At 68.4% G+C, this 21245-nt stretch carries 20 protein-coding genes and 1 pseudogene; 13 read left to right on the top strand and 8 right to left on the bottom strand.

The genetic code is table 11. The features are described 5' to 3' along the window. Positions 1-326: 326 nt before the first annotated feature. The 6 genes and pseudogenes from K8O92_15060 (at position 327) to K8O92_15035 (ending at position 5869) form a co-directional block, all read left to right on the top strand. Positions 327-1916: pseudogene (locus K8O92_15060) on the top strand (DEAD/DEAH box helicase). A 264-nt stretch (positions 1917-2180) separates the two neighbouring features. Further along, a complete protein-coding gene (locus K8O92_15055; GenBank protein ID UAK35019.1) occupies positions 2181-3410 on the top strand; it encodes a PQQ-binding-like beta-propeller repeat protein in 1230 nt (409 codons plus the stop codon). A gap of 40 nt (positions 3411-3450) precedes the next feature. Further along, on the top strand, positions 3451-3987 hold the full coding sequence (locus K8O92_15050) for a nitroreductase family deazaflavin-dependent oxidoreductase (GenBank protein UAK35018.1): 537 nt from the start codon (positions 3451-3453) through the stop codon (positions 3985-3987). Positions 3988-4035: 48 nt separating this feature from the next. After that, positions 4036-4641: an acid phosphatase gene (locus K8O92_15045; protein UAK35017.1), complete on the top strand. Its 606-nt coding sequence runs from the start codon at positions 4036-4038 to the stop codon at positions 4639-4641. Beyond that, positions 4638-5156, top strand: coding sequence for a GNAT family N-acetyltransferase (locus K8O92_15040; GenBank protein ID UAK35016.1), 519 nt, complete (start codon positions 4638-4640; stop codon positions 5154-5156). The genes K8O92_15045 and K8O92_15040 overlap by 4 nt, the downstream gene beginning before the upstream one ends. Beyond that, positions 5096-5869 (top strand): endonuclease V, encoded by a 774-nt coding sequence (locus K8O92_15035; GenBank protein UAK35015.1) that lies wholly within the window; start codon positions 5096-5098, stop codon positions 5867-5869. The genes K8O92_15040 and K8O92_15035 overlap by 61 nt, the downstream gene beginning before the upstream one ends. On the opposite strand, the gene K8O92_15030 is transcribed toward K8O92_15035, so the two are convergent. Beyond that, positions 5848-6240: a hypothetical protein gene (locus K8O92_15030; protein ID UAK35718.1), complete on the bottom strand. Its 393-nt coding sequence runs from the start codon at positions 6238-6240 to the stop codon at positions 5848-5850. The two genes, K8O92_15035 and K8O92_15030, sit on opposite strands and share 22 nt — an antisense overlap. Positions 6241-6462: 222 nt before the next feature. Here K8O92_15030 and K8O92_15025 point away from each other — a divergent pair, with 222 nt between their 5' ends. Both K8O92_15025 and K8O92_15020 read left to right on the top strand, forming a co-directional pair. Next, entirely contained in the window at positions 6463-7407 is a 945-nt protein-coding gene (locus K8O92_15025) for a diacylglycerol kinase family lipid kinase (protein UAK35014.1), read from the top strand. A 253-nt stretch (positions 7408-7660) separates the two neighbouring features. After that, entirely contained in the window at positions 7661-7915 is a 255-nt protein-coding gene (locus K8O92_15020) for a WhiB family transcriptional regulator (protein UAK35013.1), read from the top strand. A gap of 554 nt (positions 7916-8469) precedes the next feature. On the opposite strand, the gene K8O92_15015 is transcribed toward K8O92_15020, so the two are convergent. From K8O92_15015 to K8O92_15000, 4 genes are all read right to left on the bottom strand, one after another. Then, positions 8470-9984 carry a histidine kinase N-terminal domain-containing protein gene (locus tag K8O92_15015; GenBank protein UAK35012.1) on the bottom strand — a complete coding sequence of 505 codons (1515 nt, stop codon included), beginning with the start codon at positions 9982-9984 and terminating at the stop codon, positions 8470-8472. A 22-nt stretch (positions 9985-10006) separates the two neighbouring features. After that, positions 10007-10222 carry a biotin/lipoyl-binding carrier protein gene (locus K8O92_15010; protein ID UAK35011.1) on the bottom strand — a complete coding sequence of 72 codons (216 nt, stop codon included), beginning with the start codon at positions 10220-10222 and terminating at the stop codon, positions 10007-10009. A gap of 242 nt (positions 10223-10464) precedes the next feature. Further along, a complete protein-coding gene (gene rsrA / locus K8O92_15005; GenBank protein UAK35717.1) occupies positions 10465-10731 on the bottom strand; it encodes a mycothiol system anti-sigma-R factor in 267 nt (88 codons plus the stop codon). Between the two features lie 20 nt (positions 10732-10751). Next, entirely contained in the window at positions 10752-11384 is a 633-nt protein-coding gene (locus K8O92_15000) for a sigma-70 family RNA polymerase sigma factor (protein ID UAK35716.1), read from the bottom strand. A 296-nt stretch (positions 11385-11680) separates the two neighbouring features. Here K8O92_15000 and ybaK point away from each other — a divergent pair, with 296 nt between their 5' ends. Then, the gene (ybaK, locus tag K8O92_14995) at positions 11681-12175 is read left to right on the top strand and encodes a Cys-tRNA(Pro) deacylase (GenBank protein UAK35010.1); all 495 of its coding nucleotides are present in this window, start codon (positions 11681-11683) and stop codon (positions 12173-12175) included. A 73-nt stretch (positions 12176-12248) separates the two neighbouring features. Then, positions 12249-12563, top strand: a complete 315-nt coding sequence (locus tag K8O92_14990; GenBank protein UAK35009.1) for a hypothetical protein — start codon at positions 12249-12251, stop codon at positions 12561-12563. Positions 12564-12734: 171 nt separating this feature from the next. Here K8O92_14990 and K8O92_14985 read toward each other — a convergent pair whose 3' ends face one another. Then, positions 12735-13523: an SOS response-associated peptidase gene (locus tag K8O92_14985; protein ID UAK35008.1), complete on the bottom strand. Its 789-nt coding sequence runs from the start codon at positions 13521-13523 to the stop codon at positions 12735-12737. A 166-nt stretch (positions 13524-13689) separates the two neighbouring features. Between K8O92_14985 and K8O92_14980 the strand changes: the two genes are divergently transcribed. From K8O92_14980 to rsgA, 3 genes are all read left to right on the top strand, one after another. After that, positions 13690-15198, top strand: coding sequence for an aldehyde dehydrogenase family protein (locus K8O92_14980; GenBank protein ID UAK35007.1), 1509 nt, complete (start codon positions 13690-13692; stop codon positions 15196-15198). A gap of 218 nt (positions 15199-15416) precedes the next feature. Continuing rightward, complete coding sequence (gene aroA / locus K8O92_14975; protein ID UAK35006.1) at positions 15417-16709, top strand: 3-phosphoshikimate 1-carboxyvinyltransferase; 1293 nt, start codon at positions 15417-15419, stop codon at positions 16707-16709. Between the two features lie 116 nt (positions 16710-16825). Further along, positions 16826-17707, top strand: coding sequence for a ribosome small subunit-dependent GTPase A (rsgA, locus tag K8O92_14970; protein UAK35005.1), 882 nt, complete (start codon positions 16826-16828; stop codon positions 17705-17707). Between the two features lie 6 nt (positions 17708-17713). Here rsgA and K8O92_14965 read toward each other — a convergent pair whose 3' ends face one another. Further along, positions 17714-18301, bottom strand: coding sequence for a nuclear transport factor 2 family protein (locus K8O92_14965; GenBank protein ID UAK35004.1), 588 nt, complete (start codon positions 18299-18301; stop codon positions 17714-17716). Further along, the gene (gene secA / locus K8O92_14960; GenBank protein UAK35003.1) at positions 18207-21071 is read right to left on the bottom strand and encodes a preprotein translocase subunit SecA; all 2865 of its coding nucleotides are present in this window, start codon (positions 21069-21071) and stop codon (positions 18207-18209) included. Before secA ends, K8O92_14965 begins: the two co-directional genes overlap by 95 nt. Between the last annotated feature and the right edge of the window lie 174 nt (positions 21072-21245).

The following is a 21245-nucleotide window of genomic DNA, read 5'->3' as shown; positions in this document are numbered from 1 at the left end:
CGCGCCGCAGTGGCAATTCGAGCGAGGAACAATATCACGCTACAATCACCTCGGACAACGAAAGTTTCGCTCGACGGAGTTGCCGGACGTCGCGCTCACGCACACCGCGGGGACGCCGCTACGACCGCCGACCGGTTTCGAGTGCGAAGTTTTCGTTGGACAGGAAAATGTGCGCGCACCAGATCCGCGTCACCAGTGCGCCGCGCCGATGTTTTGCGAGGTAGCCGCCGCTTTTCGGGGCAGGCGCCCGGCATCCGGAGCGTGGCCGGGTGGAGTATCGCCTGCGGAGTCGTGGTCGTCGTGGACCGCCCGGTCCGCCCCACCTCGTGCGCGCGGGACGTGATTACGAGGAAGGCACGAACCTGAGCAAGATCACAGTCGATCAGGAACCGGGACTGGCGGAGACCCTGTTGACGGCCGAACTGGACGCAACGCATACCGCCCCGACTTTCGCCGAATTGGGCGTGCGCGCGGAAATCGTCCGCGCACTCGGCGAGATGGGAATCGAACGTACTTTCGCCATTCAAGAACTGACCCTCCCGCTGGCGCTCGCGGGGGAGGATCTCATCGGTCAGGCCCGCACCGGCATGGGTAAGACCTTCGGATTCGGCGTGCCGCTGCTGCACCGGATCGCGACCGCGGATACCGGCACCACACCGCTGGACGGCACGCCGCGAGCGCTGATCATCGTGCCGACGCGCGAGCTGTGCATCCAGGTCACCAAGGATCTGGAGAACGCGAGCAAGTACCTGACCAACCACCAGGGACCGCTGCGCGTCGCCTCCATCTACGGCGGCCGCCCCTACGAGGCGCAGATCGCGGCGCTGCGCTCCGGTGTCGACGTGGTGGTCGGCACGCCCGGCCGCCTCCTGGATCTGGCCGATCAGCAGCACCTGATCCTCGGCAAGGTCGGCGTGCTCGTGCTGGACGAGGCCGACGAGATGCTCGACCTGGGCTTCCTCCCGGATATCGAACGCATCCTCGGCATGGTCCCGGACAAGCGCCAGACCATGCTCTTCTCGGCGACCATGCCGGGTCCGATCATCACCTTGGCGCGCACCTTCCTGTCCCGCCCGACGCATATCCGGGCCGAGGAGCCGCACGATTCGGCGGTGCACGACCGCACCGCGCAGTTCGTCTATCGCGCACACGCCCTGGACAAGAGCGAGCTGATCGCCCGGATACTTCAGGCCGAGAGCCGCGGCGCCACGATGATCTTCACGCGCACCAAGCGCACCGCGCAGAAAGTGGCCGACGATCTCGCCGAGCGCGGGTTCGCGGTCGGCGCGGTGCACGGCGACCTCGGGCAGATCGCCCGGGAGAAGGCGCTGACCAAGTTCCGCAAGGGCGCCATCGACGTGCTGGTCGCGACCGACGTCGCGGCGCGCGGCATCGACATCGATGACGTCACGCACGTCGTCAATTACCAGTGCCCGGAGGACGAGAAGACCTACGTGCACCGGATCGGGCGGACCGGCCGGGCCGGACGCACCGGCGTCGCGGTGACCTTGATCGACTGGGACGAGCTCAACCGCTGGTCGGCGATCAACAGCGCGCTCGGACTCGGCATCCCCGAGCCGGTCGAGACGTACTCGCGCTCGCCGCACCTGTACTCGGATCTCGGTATTCCCGAGGGCGTGACCGGTGTCGTGCGCACGGCGAAGCCGGAACGCGACCCGGAGGCGGTCGTCGTCGAACGCCCCGCCCGCACTCCGCGCAAGCGCAATCGCAGGCGCACCCGTGGTGGTCAGCCGATCGACGGCGCGGTGAACGCCACCGACACGGCCGACACCGAGACTCCCGCCGGTGACGAGGCGACGGGCCCGGAGCAGACAGCCGACGAGGCCGACAAGCCCGCCCGCCGCAGGCGCAGGCGGCGCAAGACGACCGACGCGACGGACAACACCGCCGCCGACGAGTCGAGCACCGACGCCTCGGGCGACAGCGACGCCGACAGGAACGACTCCAGCGGCAACAACGCCAGCGGCAACAACGCCGACGGCAACAACGAGGACCACAACGACGCGGACGAGACCGGATCGGCCGACCGGCCCGCTCGCCGTCGGCGCAGGCGCCGTCGCTCCGGCGAAGGCGAAGCGGCGGCCGAGGACACCGGGAGCGCGGCCGAGCCCGCGACGGCCGCATCGGCCTGATCGCCCGGATCGGCTAGTCTCGCACTCGTGCTCGCACCCGAGCGGCGGACGCGCGCCGACATCATCTCCGCAGTCGCGATCGCGGTTCTCGTCGTGATCGCGGGGCTCGTGGTCTGGGTGCGCGGGGACGCGCACGGCACCGAATCGGTGACCGCGTCGTCCACGGTGCCGACGCCAGCGGCGGCCGATCAGCTGCCGACCTCGCTGCGTGAACTGTGGCGCGCGCCGGACGGCGCGAGCGCGCGAGCGCTCGTGTCCGGCGGCGTCGCGGTGACCGGCGACGAGCACACGGTCACCGGCCGCGATCCGCGCACCGGCGACCAGCTCTGGAAATATCGGCGCGACCTGCCGCTGTGCGGCGTCGAAGGCCAATACGGCATGGTGATCGCGGTCTACCGCGACGAGCGCGGCTGCAGCCAGGCCACGATGCTGGCCGGCGACAGCGGCGCCCGTCGCACAGCTCGTAGCAGCTACATGGACCAGGACGTGCGGCTGTCGGTCGACGGCACCTACCTCCTCGCGCAGGGAGCGCAGCGGCTGGAGATGTGGCGCTCGGACCTGGTGCGCACCGTGGAGTACGGCTTCGTCGACGCACCGGTGAACGTCAAGACCCAGCCACGCAAAGGCTGCACACTGCTGTCGTCCGGCTCCAGCCCGTCTCGGCTCGCCGTGCTGGAGCGCTGCCCCGCCGACCCGGCCGCCCGGCTCACCGTGCTCAACCCGGCGCCCAAGGACAACACGGTGCCCGAGGAGCACGGCTCGCACGTATTGACCGGTCCCGGAGCGGATTCCGCCGAGGCCAGGGTGGTCGCGGTGTCCGACAGCCGGATCGTGCTCTACTTCCCCGGTATCGCGGCAGGCGCCGAACCGCTTCCGCCGCGCCTGGCCGTCTACGACGGCAACGGCAATCCGATTGTGACGCATCAGCTTTCGGCGCCGCTGAGCAGCGCGGCGACCACCACCCGCATCGGGTCCGCTTATCTGGTCTTCACCGGGAACAGCGTGATCGCGTTGAACGGCAGCACGTTCGACCCGCTGTGGACCGCGGGCCGAGCCCTCGGATCACCGGCGCTCATGGCAGGAAAACTGCTGCTGCCCACCGCGGGCGCGTTCACTGTCCTCGACCCGGCCACCGGAGCCGAAGCAGGGCGCATCCCGGTGGAGCGGCCCGGCTACACCGGCAGTCCGATCTCCCTCACCGTGGTCGGGAACACCGTGCTCGAACTTCGCGACGCACAACTGCACGCGTTGGGGTGACGCCGCCGAATCTGTCGGTGCCTCGAGGCAGACTGAGGGAATGAGCGAAATCGAAGCCACCGCGGACGGATCGAAGCCCGCGACCACGTCCTACGACGATCCGGACGCGCCGTGGAACCGGGAGTACTCCGAAGAAGAGATCGCCAGGTGGAACGACGGCGTGATCCAGGAGTTCCGCGACAACGCGGGCAAGGTCGGCGGCGCCTATGAAGGCGGTGAACTGGTGCTGCTCACCACCACCGGCGCCAAGAGCGGCAAGCGCCACCTCGTACCACTGGGCGTGTTGCGCCGCGGCGAAACCCTGTATGTGAGTTCGTTCATCGAGGACAGATATCCGGCTTGGTACCACAACGTGAAAGCCGATCCGAACGTCACCATCGAGTTCGGGCAAACGGTGTACCGAGGCAGGGCGCGGGCACTCGAGGGCGCCGAGTACGACGAATTCGCGAGCTGGGTGGCAGCGAACAATCCGCTGCTCGCGGACTACCAGGCCAAGGTTTCGCGACCGCTGCCGCTGGTGGTGCTCGAGATCGGTGAACCGCTCGGCCCGGTCGCGGGTACGGCGTCGAACGCCTGATCCACGACGCGTGGCGCACCATGATCATCGGTGCACCATCATGGAGACATGTCCGCACTCGACGACGCCCGCGTTGTGCTGCTTCGCCACGGCGAGACCAGCTGGTCCACACAGCGGCGGCACACCGGCCGCACCGACCTCCCGCTCACCGAGCGCGGCGAGCAGCAGGCCAGGGCCGCGGGCGTCTTGCTCGCCACGCTGGGACTGCGAAACCCTTTGGTGCGCACCAGCCCTCGGCTACGCGCGATGCGCACGGCGGAGCTGGCCGAACTCACCGACGCCGTGGTCGACGACGACCTCGCCGAATGGGATTACGGCGCCTACGAGGGCCTGACCACCCCGCAGATCCGCGAGTCCGTGCCCGGCTGGACCGTCTGGACCGGCCCGGTCCCGGACGGCGAGACCGCGCGGCAGGTGCGCGAACGCGCCGACCGGGTACTGGCCGCCGTGGCGCCGGTGCTGCCGGAGCGGGATATCGTGCTGGTGGGGCACGGCCACTTCTCCCGCGCGCTGATCGCCCGCTGGGCCGAATTCGACATCCGGGAGGGCCGCCGATTCGCCATGGCGACCGGCGCGCTGACCGTCCTCGGCTACGAACACGACGTGCGCGCGATCCGCGCGCACAATCTGGTACCCAACGGAGCGTCACTGTGACCCGAACCGACTCCCCCGTCGTCGACCTCGGCGACGCCGTCCTGCGCCGCGCCGTCGCATCGGACGTGCCCGCCTTGGTCGACCTGATCTACGACCTGGCCGAGTACGAGAAGGCGCGGCAGGAGTGCACGGTCACCACCGCACAGCTGCACTCCGCGCTGTTCGGGCCGGAGCCCAAGTTGTTCGCGCACGTGGTCGCGGACGAGTCGGGGCTGCTCGGCTGCGCCATCTGGTTCCTCAACTTCTCCACCTGGGACGGCGTGCACGGCATCTACCTGGAAGATCTGTACGTCAAACCGGAAACCAGGGGCAAGGGCTACGGCAAGGCGCTGCTCACGGCCCTGGCGAAGGAGGCGGTCGACCACGGCTACAGCCGCGTGGCCTGGTCGGTGCTGACCTGGAACCAGCCTTCGATCGACTTCTACGAGTCGATCGGCGCCGTAGCCCAGGACGAATGGGCGGTCTATCGGCTGGCAGGCGACGCGCTCGGCAAGCTGGCCGCCGAAACACGGTAGCGCGCGTGCCCTGGTTCCCGCCGCTCGATCGCGAGTCCTGGCCCACCACCGCCGAATCGGCCATGGCGATGCAGGACGAATTGCGGCCGCTGGTTTCCCCGGTCACCCCACCGGGCACCCGGTTCCGCACCGTCGCCGGACTCGACTCCGCCTATGGCGACAACAGCGCCGTAGCCGCCGCGGTAGTCGTCCTGGCGGCAGACACCCTCCGCCCGGTCGCTTCGGCCGTCGCGCACGCGACCGCCGCCTTCCCCTACGTGCCCGGACTGCTCGCTTTCCGTGAGATCCCGGCAACCCTCGCCGCGCTCGAAAAGCTCGACGCGGCACCGGATCTGCTGGTCTGCGACGGGCAAGGACTCGCCCATCCACGGCGCTTCGGCCTCGCCTGCCACCTCGGGCTGCTCACCGGGGTGCCGACAATCGGCGTCGCGAAGACAGTGTGGGGCGACTACACCGAGCCGGGTCCGCAACGCGGCGCGGCCACCGCCATCACCATCGACGCAGCGGTGGTCGGGCGTGCGCTGCGCACCAGAACCGGCGTCAAACCGGTCTTCGTCTCCGTGGGGCACCGCATCGACCTCGACACCGCCTGCGCCCAGGTGCTCGCCCTGACCCCGAACTACCGGCTACCGGAAACCACCCGGCACGCCGACCACCTGTGCCGGTCGGCGCTGCGCACGGCGACCGGGGACTATTCCGGCTCGACCCCGTAGTCGTGCGCCATCCAGCGCGTCGACGGCGGCGCGAACAACAGCACGAGCGCCGCGACCGCGACCACTCCGAGCGCAGCGCCGTAGACCGGCTGATGCGAGTCGGTGAGCAGCGACCAGGTGACCGGGAGCAGCAGCAGCTGAGCGATGACGGCGATGGCGCGCCCCCAGCGTTTCCCCAGCAGCAGCCCGACGCCCGCGGCCAGCACCGCGCCGCCGAGGATGCCGAACCAGGCGGCCGTGCCGTAACCGCTCGCCGCGGACTGGTCGTGACCCAGCAGCCCGCGCACCACCAGCACGATCGCGACACCCACGGCGACGACGCCTTCGAGCGTCACCAGAGCGCCGGCCACCCGCACCGTCGTCGGCGCCATTCCCGTCGCACCCTTGTCGCTCACGACCGCGCCTCGCCCGCACTCGGCTCCGTCGTGCGCGCCAGCGCACGGTGTCCCCGCTTCCCTCGATGACGCTCGTTCACGCGGCAAGCCTACGACTCACCCGACCGCGCCATCGCCCTGGCTTGTGCCGGGAGAACGACGCACGGGCCACGCTCGCCGCTTTTCCGGCGCGGGCCGGCCGCCAACTAGGCTGCCCTCGTGCGGACGCTGCTGATCGTGAACCCGAATGCCACCTCCACAACGCCGGCGACCCGGGACCTACTCGCGCACGCTCTGGAGAGCCGCACCCAGCTGACCGTTGCGCACACCCAGCACCGCGGTCACGCCGCGGAACTGGCCCAGTGGGCCGCGACCAACGAGATGGACCTGATCGTCGTGCACGGCGGCGACGGGACGGTCAACGAGACCATCAACGGGTTCCTGCCGCTGCCGGTCCTGGACGACGGCCAGGCCTGGCTGCCGCGCCTGGGCGTGATCCCGGGCGGCTCGGCGAACGTCTTCGCCAGGGCGCTGGGGATCTCCTCCGACCCGGTGACCGCCACCAACCAGCTCATCGACCTGCTCACGCGGGACTCCGACCGCCGCATCGGCCTCGGGCTCGCCGACGACCGCTGGTTCTGCTTCAGCGCGGGCGTCGGACTGGACGCCGACGTGTGCGAGGCGATCGATGCCAGTCGCGCGCGCGGCCGCACCGCGACCCCGGCACGCTACGTTCGAACAACCGTGCGACAATTCTTCCGGGCCAAGCGCAAGGAACCCCGCGTTCAGGTGGAGATCCCGGGCCGCAAGCCCGTGGACGGGGTGCACTACGCGTTCGTTACGAACACCACACCTTGGACCTATCTGAACGCCACGCCGGTGCACACCAACCCCGGCACCCGGTTCGAAACGGGCCTCGGGGTGTTCGCGGTGCGCTCGATGGCCGTGCTCCCGACACTCCTACTCGCGCGGCAACTTCTGGCGTCCAACGGAAACCCCAAGTCGCGCAATTTATTTCGAGCAGACGACGTTCCCACCGTACGAATCGAGTCCAAAGAACCCATCGGTCTGCAAATCGATGGCGACTTCATCGGCAAGCGCAACGTGGTGGATTTCACGGCGGTGCCCGACGTCCTCGCGGTCGTGGCGCCACGGCCGCTCTGAGGGCGAAACGCCGCGGAAAACATCGCGGTTGTGCTGCGAAAAGCAGGTGGAGCGAGTACAAAGGACCGGGCAGGCTCCCCATGCGGGGGCCTTCAGAGCGTGAGCTTCCCCACGGTGCACCGCGTGCCTATTGACATCTACGGTGTTCGTGAAAGCATTCACAAGCAACCGTGCGGAAACATTCGAGTCGCACAAGTGAACGATCCACAAACCAAAGGCGCCACTGCGCGGCGCCCAGCAAAGGAGCAGAGGAATGGACTGGCGCCACAAGGCCATCTGTCGCGATGAGGACCCCGAGCTGTTTTTCCCGGTGGGTAACAGTGGTCCGGCGCTCGCACAGATTGCCGATGCCAAGCTGGTCTGCGCTCGCTGCCCCGTAACCGCCGACTGCCTGTCCTGGGCCCTGAAGTCCGGACAAGACGCCGGCGTGTGGGGAGGTATGAGCGAGGACGAGCGCCGGGCGCTCAAGCGTCGTAACGCGCGCACCCGCACCCGCACCGTCGTCTGATCGAGACGACCGGCTTTACCGGGCCATTCAGCCCGGCCCGGTAACGCATTTCAGCCCGGCACCCAAAGGTGCCGGGCTGTGTTGTTTTCGTAGTTCTCGCACCCCCGACGCGAACTGGAAATGGCCGGTCTCGCTTCGCCGGGAAACGGGAACGAGGCCAATGGGCTTGCGTGGGACGGCAATAACGGCAGCGCGCATCAGGCTGTCCCCGCGATGCGGTCTCGACTTGCGGATGATCGCGAGGCATGGGAAAAAGATTGGTTGCCGAGCAGGTCGAGACGGCCGCAAATCCGGTTGACACCTCGCATTCCGCTCGATTCGGACATTCCGGCGGCCATTCCGCCACAAGCCGGAAACCGCGTCCCGTCGCAGCCGCTGGTGACATCCCAGCAACAGGTCGTCGGAGGTCCCGCGCGATCGAACCGGTGGATGCGACACCACTGTCGATAGCGCGAAGTGGAACGAAACCGCCGCCGGAGCCGACCTGCTCCCGAGCCCGGGGCGGAGGCAGTGCGCGCCGATCCTCCGACGATGCCGACCGGGTCCGAGAACGGTCAGCGACCTGAACGACGGCCCAGCGGGACGCGCAGGACGGCGTCGGTGCCGATATCGGCGCCGGGATGCAGCCCGATGGAGCCCCCGAGTTCGGCGGTGACCAGGGTGCGGACGATCTGGAGGCCGAGCCGATCAGAGGATTCCAGGCTGAAACCGGGCGGCAGACCGCGGCCGTCGTCGCTGATGATCACGTCCAGCCAGCGGGCCGAACGCTCGGAACGTATTGTCACCGTGCCGTTTTCGCCCGAATCGAAGGCGTGCTCGATGGCGTTCTGCACCAGTTCGGTGAGCACCATCACCAGCGGGGTGGCGCGTTCGGCGGAGAAGACGCCGAGCGAGCCCGCCCGGCGGACCTTGATCCGCGCGGTGTGCACCGTAGCCACGTCGGCCATGATCGGCAGCAGCCGGTCGACCACCTCGTCCAGATCGACCTCTTCGTCCACCGACATGGACAGCATCTCGTGCACCGACGCGATGGAGGTGACCCTGCGCACCGACTCGGTGAGCGCCACCTGCGCCTCCTCGTTCTCGGTGCGGCGGGCTTGCAGGCGCAGCAGCGCGGCGACGGTCTGCAGGTTGTTCTTGACCCGGTGGTGGATCTCCCGGATGGTGGCGTCCTTGCTCAGCAGCGCGCGATCGCGGCGCTTGACCTCGGTGACGTCGCGGACGAGCACGGCGGCGCCGGCCAGTTCCCCGTGCGGGCGCAGCACGAGGGTGCGCAGCAGCACGGTGGCGCCGCGCGCCTCGACCTCCATCCGCCGCCCGGTCCGCCCGGCCAGCGCGGCTTGAATGTCGCCGACCACTTCCTGGGCGTCGAACGGGTCTGTGATCAGGGAGCGGGTGGTGACCGCGAGATCCTGCCCGGCCAAGTCGGCCTGCAAGCCCATCCGATGGTAGGCCGACAGCGCGTTCGGACTGGCGTAGACGACTATGCCCTCGGTGTCGAGCCGGATGAAGCCGTCTCCCGCGCGTGGGCTGGAATGGGTGGCCGCGCGATCCTCGGTGGTCGGAAAGGTGCCGTCGGCGATCATCTGGCACAGATCGTCCGCGCACGCCACGTAGGCGCTCTCCAACTGGCTGCGTACCCGGGAACGTTGCCCTTCGGTGTCCCGGCTCAGCACCGCGATCACGTCGTCGCCGCAGCGCACCGGGACGGCCTCGCGAATCGCGTGCACCGGGCGCGGGTGGTAGACGCCGGATGTCTCGACGTCGCTGTCGGCTCGCACGATGTCGCCGGACATCAGGGCCTCGAACACCTGCGGATGGTCGGCCCGGAGAGCGAGGGTGCCGACCATGTCCTCCTGGTGCACGGTGGGCGCGGTGGTGGGACGGCACTGCGCGACACACACGATGTCCGCGCCTTCCGTCACCGGGCCCGCACCGACCCACAACAGCAGATCGGCGAAGGACAGATCGGCCAGCAGCTGCCAATCCCCGACCACCCGCTGCAGATGATCCACGGCGACGCCGGGTAGGTCGGTGTGCTCGGCCAGCAGCTCGCTCAGGGTCGCCATGCAGATCTACCGCCGTAATCGATCAGGAGATGACGGCGATCAGGTGGCCCGCCTTGATCGCGTCGCCTTCCTTGACACCGATCGAAGTCACCGTGCCACTGGACTCCGCGAGCACCGGGATCTCCATCTTCATCGACTCGAGGATCACCAAGGTGTCGCCTTCCCGCACCGCGTCGCCCTCTTGCACGACCACCTGGTAGACGACCGACACCAACTCGGCGAGCACTTCCTCAGCCATGGCACCCCATTCACTCGTTGCCCTGTATCCGCTGACGGTACAGCCAACCACACGTGAAAGAATGGCCTTCAACCAGAAGGGAGACTACTCATGGGTAAGCGCGGACGTAAGAAGCGTAGCCGCAAGGGCAATGCGGCCAACCACGGCAAGCGGCCCAACGCCTGAGGCGACGCTCGGCCCGCAAGCACGAAACGGCACGCACTTCCCGTAGGAAGGCGTGCCGCTCGCGTTTCACGAACCGGTCACTCCGAGGTCTCGACCGAGGTCTCCTTGGTGACGACCGCCCGGCGGATTTCGATGGTCAGCCGCTCCCGCAGCGACGCGGGCGCGCGGTCGCCGCCGCACTTGCGGCTGAGCAGGCTCTTGACCTTCTCCTCGATGCCGTAGGCCTCGATACAAGGACTGCAATGCTCCATGTGGTGCTGCAACCGGGCCCTGGTCGCCTCGTCGCATTCCCCGTCCAGCATCAACCACACGTCGGCGAGCACCGCCGTGCAGTCGAGCTCCATGTCGGGGTCCCGTTCGGTACTCACTGCTTGACCTCCTGGCGTTCCCCCGAACGGTTGAAACCACGCTCGCGCGCGACATCGGCGAGCAGACCCTTCAGTTGTTTCCGGCCGCGGTGCAGCCGGGACATCACCGTACCGATGGGGGTGCCCATGATGTCGGCGATCTCCTTGTACGGGAAGCCCTCGACGTCGGCGTAGTACACCGCCATACGGAACTCTTCGGGGAGTTCCTGCAGCGCGGCCTTGATGTCGTCGTCCGGTAACGCGTCCAGCGCCTCGACCTCGGCCGAACGCAGTCCTTGCGAGGTGTGCTCGGCGGTCGCGGCCAGCTGCCAGTCGGTGATCTCGTCGGTCGGGTACTGCGCGGGCTGACGCTGCTTCTTGCGGTAGGAGTTGATGTAGGTGTTCGTCAGGATCCGGTACAACCAGGCACGCAGGTTGGTGCCCTCCCGGAACGACTTGAATCCCTGATAGGCCTTGACATAGGTCTCCTGGACCAAGTCCTCGGCGTCCGCCGGATTCCTGGTCATGCGCAGCGCGGCGCCGTAGAGCTGGTCGAGCAACGGGAGCGCGTCCCGTTCGAACCGCTGTGCCAGCTCGGCATCGTCGACGGTGCCGACATCGTCGGCCGCCACGTCATCGTCGCTCGTCACACCTGTCCCTTCGATCGCCGTACCTGCCAAATCTACCGGCTTCGGCATATCGAAGAAGAATCCGCCTTCGGTCGGGGACACCTCGGTCCCTACCGGACGGTCGTCGAGCAGCACGGGCACAGGCATCTCCTTCACGTCTTCATAGGGCCTGCTCACGCGGTGGAAATCAATCCGAGCGCTGTGTACCGGCTACAACATGCCCGGCCCTCCCGGTGTTCCCGCCTCCTGGGGCTCGCGGCGAGTCCACGGGGAAATCACTTGCGGATCGCGCCGCGGCCGCCGTTAGAGTTCGGCCCATGGCAGCAGGTGCGACACCGGCGATCCGCGCGTTGACCCAAGCGAAAGTGCCCCATCGCGTGCACACCTACAAGCACGATCCGCGCGCCGACTCCTACGGCACCGAGGCGGTCGACGCGCTGGGCGCCGAACTCGGCGTCGCGGCCGAGCAGATCTTCAAGACGCTGGTCATCGAGCTGGCCACCGGTTCGCTCGCGGTGGCCGTGCTCCCGGTGCCGAACACGTTGTCGCTCAAGGCCGCCGCCGCGGCGCTCGGCGCGTCGAAGGCGAGCATGGCGGACAGGACGCGGGCGGAGAAGACGACCGGGTACGTGCTCGGCGGCATCTCCCCGCTCGGGCAGCGCAAACCGCTGCCCACCGTGATCGACGACTCCGCGTTGACCTGGGACCGGATGCTGTGCAGCGCGGGGCGGCGCGGCCTGGAGATCGAGTTGGCGCCCGCCGACCTGATCCGGCTGACCGCTGCGGTGACCGCGCCCGTGACATCCGCGTAATTCAGCCACTGCCACCGCGATCTGTGCGTAACTTGAACGTGCCAGATCCATCGGACTCGAGGATGTGATGCGAATGTCCGCGCACCAGCGTATGCGCACCATGATCGTCGCGTTGTTCGGAGCTCTCGTCTTGGCTCTCGGTTCGGTAACCCTGCTAGCCCCCGTCGCCGCCGCCGCACCGGGCACCCCGCCGGTGACCCACGTCGACGACGACAGCGTCTTCGACTTCGACGGCAACGGCGGAAGCGACGACGATGACGACGACGACAGGGCCGAGAAAACCGAGAAACTCAGCGGCAACGTCACCACCAAACTGATCGACCTCGTCGCCGGAATCATCAAGTGCGGGCTGAATATCGCCTCGCCGAGCGTGAAGTGCTCACTGTAGGCGAGTCGAATTCGCCGCTGTATTGATTCTCCAGCGCATGCGGCGCTGGTTGTTCACAACGATCTCGCGTCCGGGCGGTCGCCACTTTGCTCGGTCGCCGACGGGCGGCCGTTCGGACGCGAGCCGGGCCGCGCACCGGTCTCGCTCGAGATGGGCGATGCGCGCGGACGGTCACAGAAGACTGATCTGCTCGGCTTGTTCTCGCTCGTCCACTCGGGCAAGCAGTTCCGGCCCGTTGTTGCGCACGCTGTTGACCAGCGGTGGTACCGGCCTGGGCACGATTGCGGCGACCACGTCCTCGGACGGGGTCTCCAGCAGGCTCGCCGGCGCGGGATGGTCCGGGTCCAGCCACGCGTCCCAGTGCTCCCGCGGCATGGGTAGCGGCATCCGGTCGTGGATGCGGGTCAGGTCGCCGACCGCGTCGGTGGTCAGGATGGTGCACGACAGCAGCGGCTCGCTCTCGGGCTGGGACCGGTCGCGCCAGACCGACCACAGTCCGGCCATGTAGAGACGGGAACCATCCGCGTTGGCCATGTAGTACGGATGCTTGGCTACCTTGCCTTTGCCGCCCTTCTCGGCGTTCGGCTCGACGATCCACTCGTACCAGCCGTCCATCGGCACCAGGCAGCGCCGGTACTTCACCGCGTCGCGGAAGGACGGCGTGGTGGCGGCCTTGTCGGCGCGCGCGTTGAACAGCGGTTTGCCCTTGACCGGGACGCCGGGCTCGGCGGCCTTGGTCCACACCGGGATCAATCCCCAGCGCATGCGCCTGATACGCCGCTTCGGGTCGTCGTCGGTGTGGCCCTGGTCGTGCCGCTCGACGACGGTGAGGACCTGGGTGGTCGGAGCGACGTTGTAGTTGGCGAAAGAGCTCTCCTCAGCGGTCTCGGTCTCGTCGATCGCATCCAACTCGACCGCCAGCCTGCCAGGGTTGGTCGTGGTCGCATATCGTCCGCACATATCCCGATAGTCCCACCCGCCACCGACAGTGTCGGAGACAATTGACGCATAGCTGATGACCTGTTGAGAGTTGTGGCATAGCATTCTCTCATCGGAAGGGCGGTCGCCCGTCCACCCAGACGCGCCGCATCGACCGTCCACCGCAGACGGCAAGAGGAGACCCACTGTGACATCAACCGACACCAAACCGGCCGACCACGACACGGCACTGACGTCGGTCAATCCGGCGACAGGCGAGGTGATCGGCACGCACGTCATCGCCGACGAGGCCGCGGTGGCCGCCGCGGTCGCCAAGGCCCGCGCCGCGGCCGCCACCTGGGGCGCGCTGAGTTTCGACGAGCGGCGCACGCACCTGCTGCGCTGGTCGAGCAAGCTGGTGCAGAAATCGGAAGAGTTCTGCGAGCTGATCCACGCCGAGAACGGCAAACCCCGCGACGACGCCTTCCTGGAACTGATGCTCGCGCTCGAGCACATCTCCTGGGCGGCCAAGAACGCCAAGAAGGTGCTCGGCCCCAAGCGCGTCTCCCCCGGCGCGCTCATGTCGAACTTCAGCGCCCGGCTCGAGCAGCGCCCGCTCGGCGTCGTCGGCGTGATCGGACCGTGGAACTACCCGGTCTACACGCCCAACGGCTCCATCGCCTACGCGTTGGCCGCGGGTAACACCGTGGTGTTCAAGCCGAGCGAATTCTCCACCGGCATCGGCAACTTCCTCGCCGATGCCTTCGCCGAGGCCAATCCAGAACTGCCCGAGGGCGTCTTCATCACGATCAACGGCTACGGCGCCACCGGCGCGGCGCTGGTGCGTTCGGAGGTCGACAAGATCGCGTTCACCGGCTCCACCGCCACCGGCAAGCGGATCATGGCGGCCGCCGCGGAGCGGCTCACCCCCGTGCTGCTGGAATGCGGCGGCAAGGACGCGGTGATCGTCGCCGCCGACGCCGACGTCAAAGCCGCGGCCGACGCGGTCGCCTGGGGCGCCACCGCCAACAGCGGCCAGACCTGCGCGGGCGTCGAACGGGTCTATGTGGACCGCTCGGTGCGCGAGGAGTTCGTCGCCGAGGTCAAGCGCATCCTCAGCGACATCAAGCCCGGTTCCGACGACAAGGCCGCCTACGGCCCGATGACCATGCCGAGCCAGGTGGACATCGTGCGCCGCCACATCGACGACGCGCTGAAGAACGGCGGCACCGCGGTGCTCGGCGGGCCCGAATCGGTCAAGGCGCCGTTCATCGAACCGGTCGTGCTGGTCGACACCGACGAGAATTCCGAGGCGGTGGCCGAGGAGACCTTCGGCCCGACCATCACCATCCGCACCGTCGACGGCGTGGACGAGGCGGTGAAGCTGGCCAACAACTCCAAGTACGGGCTGTCCTCGGCGGTCTACTCGAAGAAGAACGGCCTGGACATCGCACGCAGGCTGCGCGTCGGCGCGACTTCGGTGAACTCCGTGCTGGCCTTCGCCGCCATCCCCGGCCTGCCCTTCGGCGGCGTCGGCGATTCCGGCATCGGTCGCATCCACGGCGAACCGGGTCTGCGCGAGTTCGCCCGCCCGCACTCGATCGCGGTGCAGCGCTTCACCGTTCCCGGCATGGCGCTGCTGAGCTACAGCCGCACCGACGCCACGATGAAGCTGCTGCGCAAGCTCGTTCCGTTCCTGCACGGGCGGAACAAGTAAGGAACCCGCGTGGGGCCGGACACTCGACTCGGTCGACTACCCGGCCCCATATCAGGTGGTAGTAGAGCGATCCGGCCCCGGCGAACGGACTCCGCGACGCTGATCGCGAGGACATGGTCCGCGCCCGAACCGCGCAAACAGGACTCGGGCGCACAATCACGCGGCCGCGCCGCGGCATCCGATCCGGCGGTTACTTCCCCGCGTGTGATGATGGACGAGTGAACTTCTGGCCAGCGCCCCATGTCGAAGTCCCCGTACACGCGACCGTGACCCTGCCCGGGTCGAAATCGATCACCAACCGGGCACTCATCCTGGCTGCCCTGGCCGACGGCCCTTCCACGATCACCGGCGCGCTGCGCAGCCGGGACACCGACCTGATGATCGCGGCGCTGTGCGCGCTCGGCGCGAACATCGAGGGCGAAGGCGACACGTTGACCGTCACCCCGGCGCCGCTGGGCGGCGGCACGGTCGACTGCGGGCTCGCGGGCACGGTGATGCGCTTCCTGCCGCCGGTCGCCGCGCTCGCGGCAGGCGAGGTCGCCTTCGACGGGGACGAACAGGCCAGGATCCGCCCGCTGCGCACCATCCTGGACGCACTTCGCGCGCTCGGCGCCGATATCGACGGCGACGCGCTGCCGTTCACCGTGCACGGCACGGGCGCGCTGCGCGGCGGCAGCGTGACGATCGACGCCTCCGGCTCCTCGCAGTTCGTCTCCGGCCTGCTGCTGTCGGCCGCGCGCTTCGACGAGGGCCTGGTGGTGCGCCACGACGGCAAGGCGCTGCCCTCGATGCCGCACATCGAGATGACCGTGGAGATGCTGCGCCGTGCCGACGTGCGGGTGCAGGCGCCCGCGGACAGCTTCACAGCGCAGACCTGGACCGTCGAGCCCGGCCCGATTCGCGCGGTGGACTGGGAGATCGAGCCGGACCTGTCCAACGCCACCCCGTTCCTGGCCGCGGCCGCGATCACGGGCGGCGAGGTCAGCATCCCGCACTGGCCGCGGCTGACCACCCAGCCTGGTGACGTGATCCGCGAGATCCTGGTGCGGATGGGCGCGGAAGCGCGCATCTTCGACGGCGTACTCACCGTGCACGGCCCCGACCGCTTGGCGGGCATCGACATCGACCTGCACGACGTGGGCGAGCTGACCCCCACCGTCGCCGCGCTGGCCGCGCTGGCCGACTCCCCCTCCGTGCTGCGGGGCATCTCCCACCTGCGCGGGCACGAGACCGACCGGCTGGCCGCGCTGTCCACCGAGATCAACCGTCTCGGCGGCAAGGTGACCGAGACGGAGGACGGACTGGAGATCGTGCCCACCGAACTGCACGGTGGAAAGTGGCATTCCTACGCCGACCACCGGATGGCCACGGCCGGAGCCATTCTCGGCCTCCGGGTACCCGGCATCGAGATCGAGGACATCGGGACCACGGCCAAGACCCTGCCGAACTTCGTCGCCCTGTGGGAGCGGATGCTCGAACCCGCGCTATCCGACGAAGGAGCGGCGCGCTGACGAAAGGGCGACGATCCACGGCCAGCTACGACGAATCCGACGTCCGGGTTCGTCCGGGGCGTAGTTCCCGTCCCCGCACCAAGACCCGGCCGCAGCACAGCGACGCCGAGTCGGCCATGGTGGTCGCGGTCGACCGGGGCCGCTGGGGGTGTGTCCTCGGCGGCGATCCGGAACGCCGGATCGTCGCGATGCGGGCGCGGGAGCTGGGCCGCACCCCGATCGTGGTCGGCGACCGGGTGGATGTGGTCGGCGACCTGTCCGGGCGACCGGACAGCCTGGCCCGCATCGTTCGGGTCACCGACCGCCGAACGGTGTTGCGCCGCACCGCCGACGACACCGATCCGTTCGAGCGAATCGTCGTCGGCAACGCGGAACGACTCTTCATCGTGGTCGCGCTCGCCGATCCGCCCCCGCGCACCGGCTTCGTGGAGCGCGCCATGGTCGCCGCGTATGCCGGTGGGCTGCAACCGGTTCTGTGCCTGACCAAGCACGATCTGGCCGCCGAATCCGAATTCGCCGCCGCCTTCGAGGATCTCGACCTCACCATCGTCTACGGCGGCATCGATGACCCGCTCGATCCGGTGCTGGATCTGCTCACCGATCACCTCACCGCGTTGATCGGCCACTCCGGCGTCGGTAAATCCACGCTGGTCAATCGTCTCGTGCCGGATGCGGAGCGGGCGGTGGGCGAGGTCTCCGGGGTGGGCAAGGGCAAGCACACCTCCACCCAGTCGGTCGCGCTGCCGCTGCCGGGCGGCGGCTGGGTCGTCGACACACCCGGCGTGCGCTCGTTCGGCTTGGCCCACATCACCCCGGACGACGTCATCGCCGCTTTCACCGATCTCGCCGAAGCCATCGAGGACTGTCCGCGCGGCTGTACCCATCTCGGTCCGCCCGCCGACCCCGAGTGCGCGTTGGACCAGATCACCGGCAAGGAACACCGGGTGGCCGCCATTCGCCGCCTGCTCGTCGCCCTGAACTCCAACGATTCCTGGTAGCCCGGATCAGTGCCCGTCCGGCTGTCCGGGCGCGAACGGCCATTCTTCGAACCACTCGCAGCGGCCCGCATCGTCGAAGCGCAGGATCCACAGGTCTCGCCACCGTGCCGGCGTGTCTCGCGCGTATTCCACCTCCACCCGGACCACCGCGGTGTCCCCCTCCACCGCGACGATCGTCGATCGCATGGTGAACGGCTCGCCGGGCCCGTCCCGGCCGGCTTCCCAGAAGTCCGCGAGCGCGCCGAGACCGGTCAGTGGCTGGGCCCACGGCGAGACGAGGTACCCGGCGTCCGCGGTGAACAAGTCGGCGAGCTGCCGCGTGCCCGCCGACCGCCAGGCTCGCTCGTATCCGGCGACCCATGCTTCGACAGCTGCGCGGTCCACGCCAGGAAGATACTCCGGTTCACCCGGCTGATGTGCGAGTTCGGCGCGGCTGCCGGCTGTCCGAACACGACGAAGGCGCCCAGGAAAACCCTGAGCGCCTTCGCGGTTCAGCGGATCAGTGGCGGCGGCGGGACTTCGGGCCGCGCCGGCCCTTCGCCTCCGCCCGGGCCGTCTCGCGGCGCTCACGGCGGGTGGGCTGCGGACCACCATCGGCGCCGTACTCCTCGGCGTCGCTGTGCACCGCGGCCCGGCCGCCCTCGTCGGGGCCGGAGTAGCTGAAACCACGCGGGGCGGTGTCATCGATGCCCCGCGCGCGCAGAGCCGCGGGCGCACCGTGCCCGTTCGCCACGGGAGCCTCCTCGGTGGGAAGGGGACGCGGCGCGGCCCCCGTACCGACCGGGGAACGCAGACCGGGGCTGACGGCGACGCCTTCCGGCTGCGGCTGCTGCACCTCGACCTGCAGGTTGAACAGGAAGCCGACCGACTCCTCCTTGAGGCCGTCGAGCATCGCGGTGAACATGTCGAAGCCCTCGCGCTGGTACTCCACCAGCGGGTCGCGCTGCGCCATCGCGCGCAGGCCGATGCCCTCCTTGAGATAGTCCATCTCGTAGAGATGCTCGCGCCACTTGCGGTCGAGCACCGACAGCAGCACCTGCCGCTCCAGATTGCGCATGCTGCCCTCGCCCGCGAGGCCATCGATCTCGGACTCGCGCCGCGCGTAGGCGTCGTGCGCGTCGTCCAGCAGCGCTTCGAGCAGCTCCTCGCGCGTCAGCTCGCCCGCCTCGCCGACCTCGGTCTCGCCGGTCAGGTCCCGGTAGTCCAGGCTCACCGGGTACAGCGTCTTCAGCGCCGACCACAGCTTGTCCAGATCCCAGTCCTCGACGTAGCCCTCGGCGGTGGCGCCGTCCACGTAGGCGGTGATCACGTCGGTGATCATCTCCTGGACCTGGCCCTCCATGTCCTCACCGCGCAGGATCCGGTTGCGCTCGCCGTAGATGACGGTGCGCTGCTGGTTCATCACCTCGTCGTACTTGAGGACGTTCTTGCGGATCTCGAAGTTCTGCTGCTCGACCTGCGTCTGCGCGCTCTTGATGGCCTTGGACACCATCTTCGCCTCGATCGGCACGTCGTCGGGCAGGTTCAGCCGCGTCATGATCGCTTCCAGCGCGGCGCCGTTGAACCGCCGCATCAGCTCGTCGCCCAGCGACAGGTAGAAGCGGGACTCGCCCGGGTCACCCTGACGACCGGAGCGGCCGCGCAGCTGGTTGTCGATGCGCCGCGACTCATGCCGCTCGGTGCCGAGCACGTAGAGGCCGCCCGCGTCACGCACCGCGTCGGCGTCCTCGGCGGTCTGGGCCTTGACCTGATCGAGCGTGGGCAGCCAGGCGCGCTCGTACTCCTCCGGCGTCTCCACCGGGTCGAAACCCTGCTTGCGCAGCAGGATATCGGCGATGATGTCGGGGTTGCCGCCGAGCACGATGTCGGTACCGCGGCCCGCCATGTTCGTCGCGACGGTCACCGCGCCCGGCCGGCCGGCCTCGGCGATGATCTCGGCTTCCTTCTCGTGGAACTTCGCGTTCAGGACGTTGTGCGGAATACCGCGCTTGGTGAACTGCTTGGACAGGTACTCCGAACGCTCGACGCTGGTCGTGCCGATCAGCACCGGCTGCCCCCGCTCGTGCCGCTCGGTGACGTCGTCGACCACTGCGGAGAACTTGGCCTCCTCGGTCTTGTAGATCAAGTCGGACTGGTCGGCCCGGATCATCGGCTTGTTCGTCGGGATCGGGACCACGCCGAGGTTGTAGATCTGGTGCAGTTCGGCGGCCTCGGTCTCGGCGGTGCCGGTCATGCCCGACAGCTTGTCGTAGAGGCGGAAGTAGTTCTGCAGCGTGATCGTGGCCAGGGTCTGGTTCTCCGGCTGGATCTCCACCCCCTCCTTGGCTTCGATCGCCTGGTGCATGCCCTCGTTGTAGCGGCGGCCGACCAGGATGCGGCCGGTGAACTCGTCGACGATGATCACCTCGCCGTCGCGGACGATGTAGTCCTTGTCGCGGGTGTAGAGCTCCTTGGCCTTGATGGCGTTGTTCAGGTAGCTCACCAGCGGCGAGTTCGCGGCCTCGTAGAGATTGTCGATGCCGAGCTGATCCTCGACGAACTCCACGCCCGCCTCGTGCACGCCGATGGTGCGCTTCTTGATGTCGACCTCGTAGTGGAGATCCTTCTTCAGCAGCGGCGCGATGCGCGCGAACTCGGCGTACCACTTCGACGAGGCATCCGCCGGGCCGGAGATGATCAGCGGGGTGCGGGCCTCGTCGATCAGGATGGAGTCGACCTCGTCGACGATGGCGAAGTTGTGCCCGCGCTGCACCAGGTCGTCCAGCGAGTGGGTCATGTTGTCGCGCAGATAGTCGAAGCCGAACTCGTTGTTCGTGCCGTAGGTGATGTCGGCGTTGTAGGCCACCCGCCGCTGCGCGGGACTCATGCCGGACAGGATCACGCCGACCTCGAGACCGAGGAAGCGGTGCACGCGGCCCATCCACTCGGCGTCACGCTTGGCCAGGTAGTCGTTCACGGTGACGACGTGCACACCGTCACCGCTGATCGCGTTCAGGTAGGCGGGCAGCACACAGGTGAGGGTCTTGCCCTCACCGGTCTTCATCTCGGCGATATTGCCGGTGTGCAGCGCCGCGCCACCCATGACCTGCACCTTGTAGTGCTTCTGGCTGAGCACCCGCCAGGACGCCTCCCGCGCGACCGCGAACGCCTCGGCCATCAGCTGGCCGAGCGGATCGCTCTCGCCCTCTTCGACCATCTCGGCGTAACGCTCGCGGAACTCGTCGGTCTTGGCCCGCAACTCGGCGTCGCTGAGGTCCTCGTAATCCGGCTCGAGGGCGAGGACCTGGTCGGCGAAATTCGAGAGCCGCTTGACTATGCGACCCTCACCAATCCGAAGCAACCTCGTCAGTGTCAGCGCAGGCACGGGTCTCGTCAGTCCTCTGGTCGGTGTGTCAAATCTGTCGTCGGCCCCCGGGCCGGTGCGGGCCCACGCGGTTGCGCGGAATCCGCTGCATGCTTCATGGTAATGCTCTGTCTGATTTGCAGCGCCCGCGGCGCTGCGTGTTCGCGGCCCCCTGGTGGCTCGCGTCCGAGCGAC

Origin of the sequence: Nocardia asteroides, assembly GCA_019930625.1 — a bacterium.
GTDB classification, from domain to species: Bacteria; Actinomycetota; Actinomycetes; order Mycobacteriales; family Mycobacteriaceae; genus Nocardia; species Nocardia sputi.
Note: the sequence above shows the minus strand (reverse complement) of the source record. Positions and strands in the feature narration are given on the sequence as shown.

What these genes read in the sequence shown, in the direction of transcription:
- K8O92_15015 (UAK35012.1), bottom strand. Translation starts at nt 9,984, where the DNA reads ATGGCGACCCTGAGCGAGCTGCTGGCCGAGCACACCGACCTACCCGGC.
- K8O92_15010 (UAK35011.1), bottom strand. Translation starts at nt 10,222, where the DNA reads ATGGCTGAGGAAGTGCTCGCCGAGTTGGTGTCGGTCGTCTACCAGGTG.
- K8O92_14990 (UAK35009.1), top strand. Translation starts at nt 12,249, where the DNA reads ATGTCCGCGCACCAGCGTATGCGCACCATGATCGTCGCGTTGTTCGGA.
- K8O92_15020 (UAK35013.1), top strand. Translation starts at nt 7,661, where the DNA reads ATGGACTGGCGCCACAAGGCCATCTGTCGCGATGAGGACCCCGAGCTG.
- rsgA (UAK35005.1), top strand. Translation starts at nt 16,826, where the DNA reads ATGGTGGTCGCGGTCGACCGGGGCCGCTGGGGGTGTGTCCTCGGCGGC.
- rsrA (UAK35717.1), bottom strand. Translation starts at nt 10,731, where the DNA reads ATGGAGCTCGACTGCACGGCGGTGCTCGCCGACGTGTGGTTGATGCTG.
- K8O92_14965 (UAK35004.1), bottom strand. Translation starts at nt 18,301, where the DNA reads ATGGTGGTCCGCAGCCCACCCGCCGTGAGCGCCGCGAGACGGCCCGGG.
- K8O92_15035 (UAK35015.1), top strand. Translation starts at nt 5,096, where the DNA reads ATGGGCGGTCTATCGGCTGGCAGGCGACGCGCTCGGCAAGCTGGCCGC.
- K8O92_14985 (UAK35008.1), bottom strand. Translation starts at nt 13,523, where the DNA reads ATGTGCGGACGATATGCGACCACGACCAACCCTGGCAGGCTGGCGGTC.
- ybaK (UAK35010.1), top strand. Translation starts at nt 11,681, where the DNA reads ATGGCAGCAGGTGCGACACCGGCGATCCGCGCGTTGACCCAAGCGAAA.
- K8O92_15030 (UAK35718.1), bottom strand. Translation starts at nt 6,240, where the DNA reads ATGGCGCCGACGACGGTGCGGGTGGCCGGCGCTCTGGTGACGCTCGAA.
- K8O92_15050 (UAK35018.1), top strand. Translation starts at nt 3,451, where the DNA reads ATGAGCGAAATCGAAGCCACCGCGGACGGATCGAAGCCCGCGACCACG.
- K8O92_15045 (UAK35017.1), top strand. Translation starts at nt 4,036, where the DNA reads ATGTCCGCACTCGACGACGCCCGCGTTGTGCTGCTTCGCCACGGCGAG.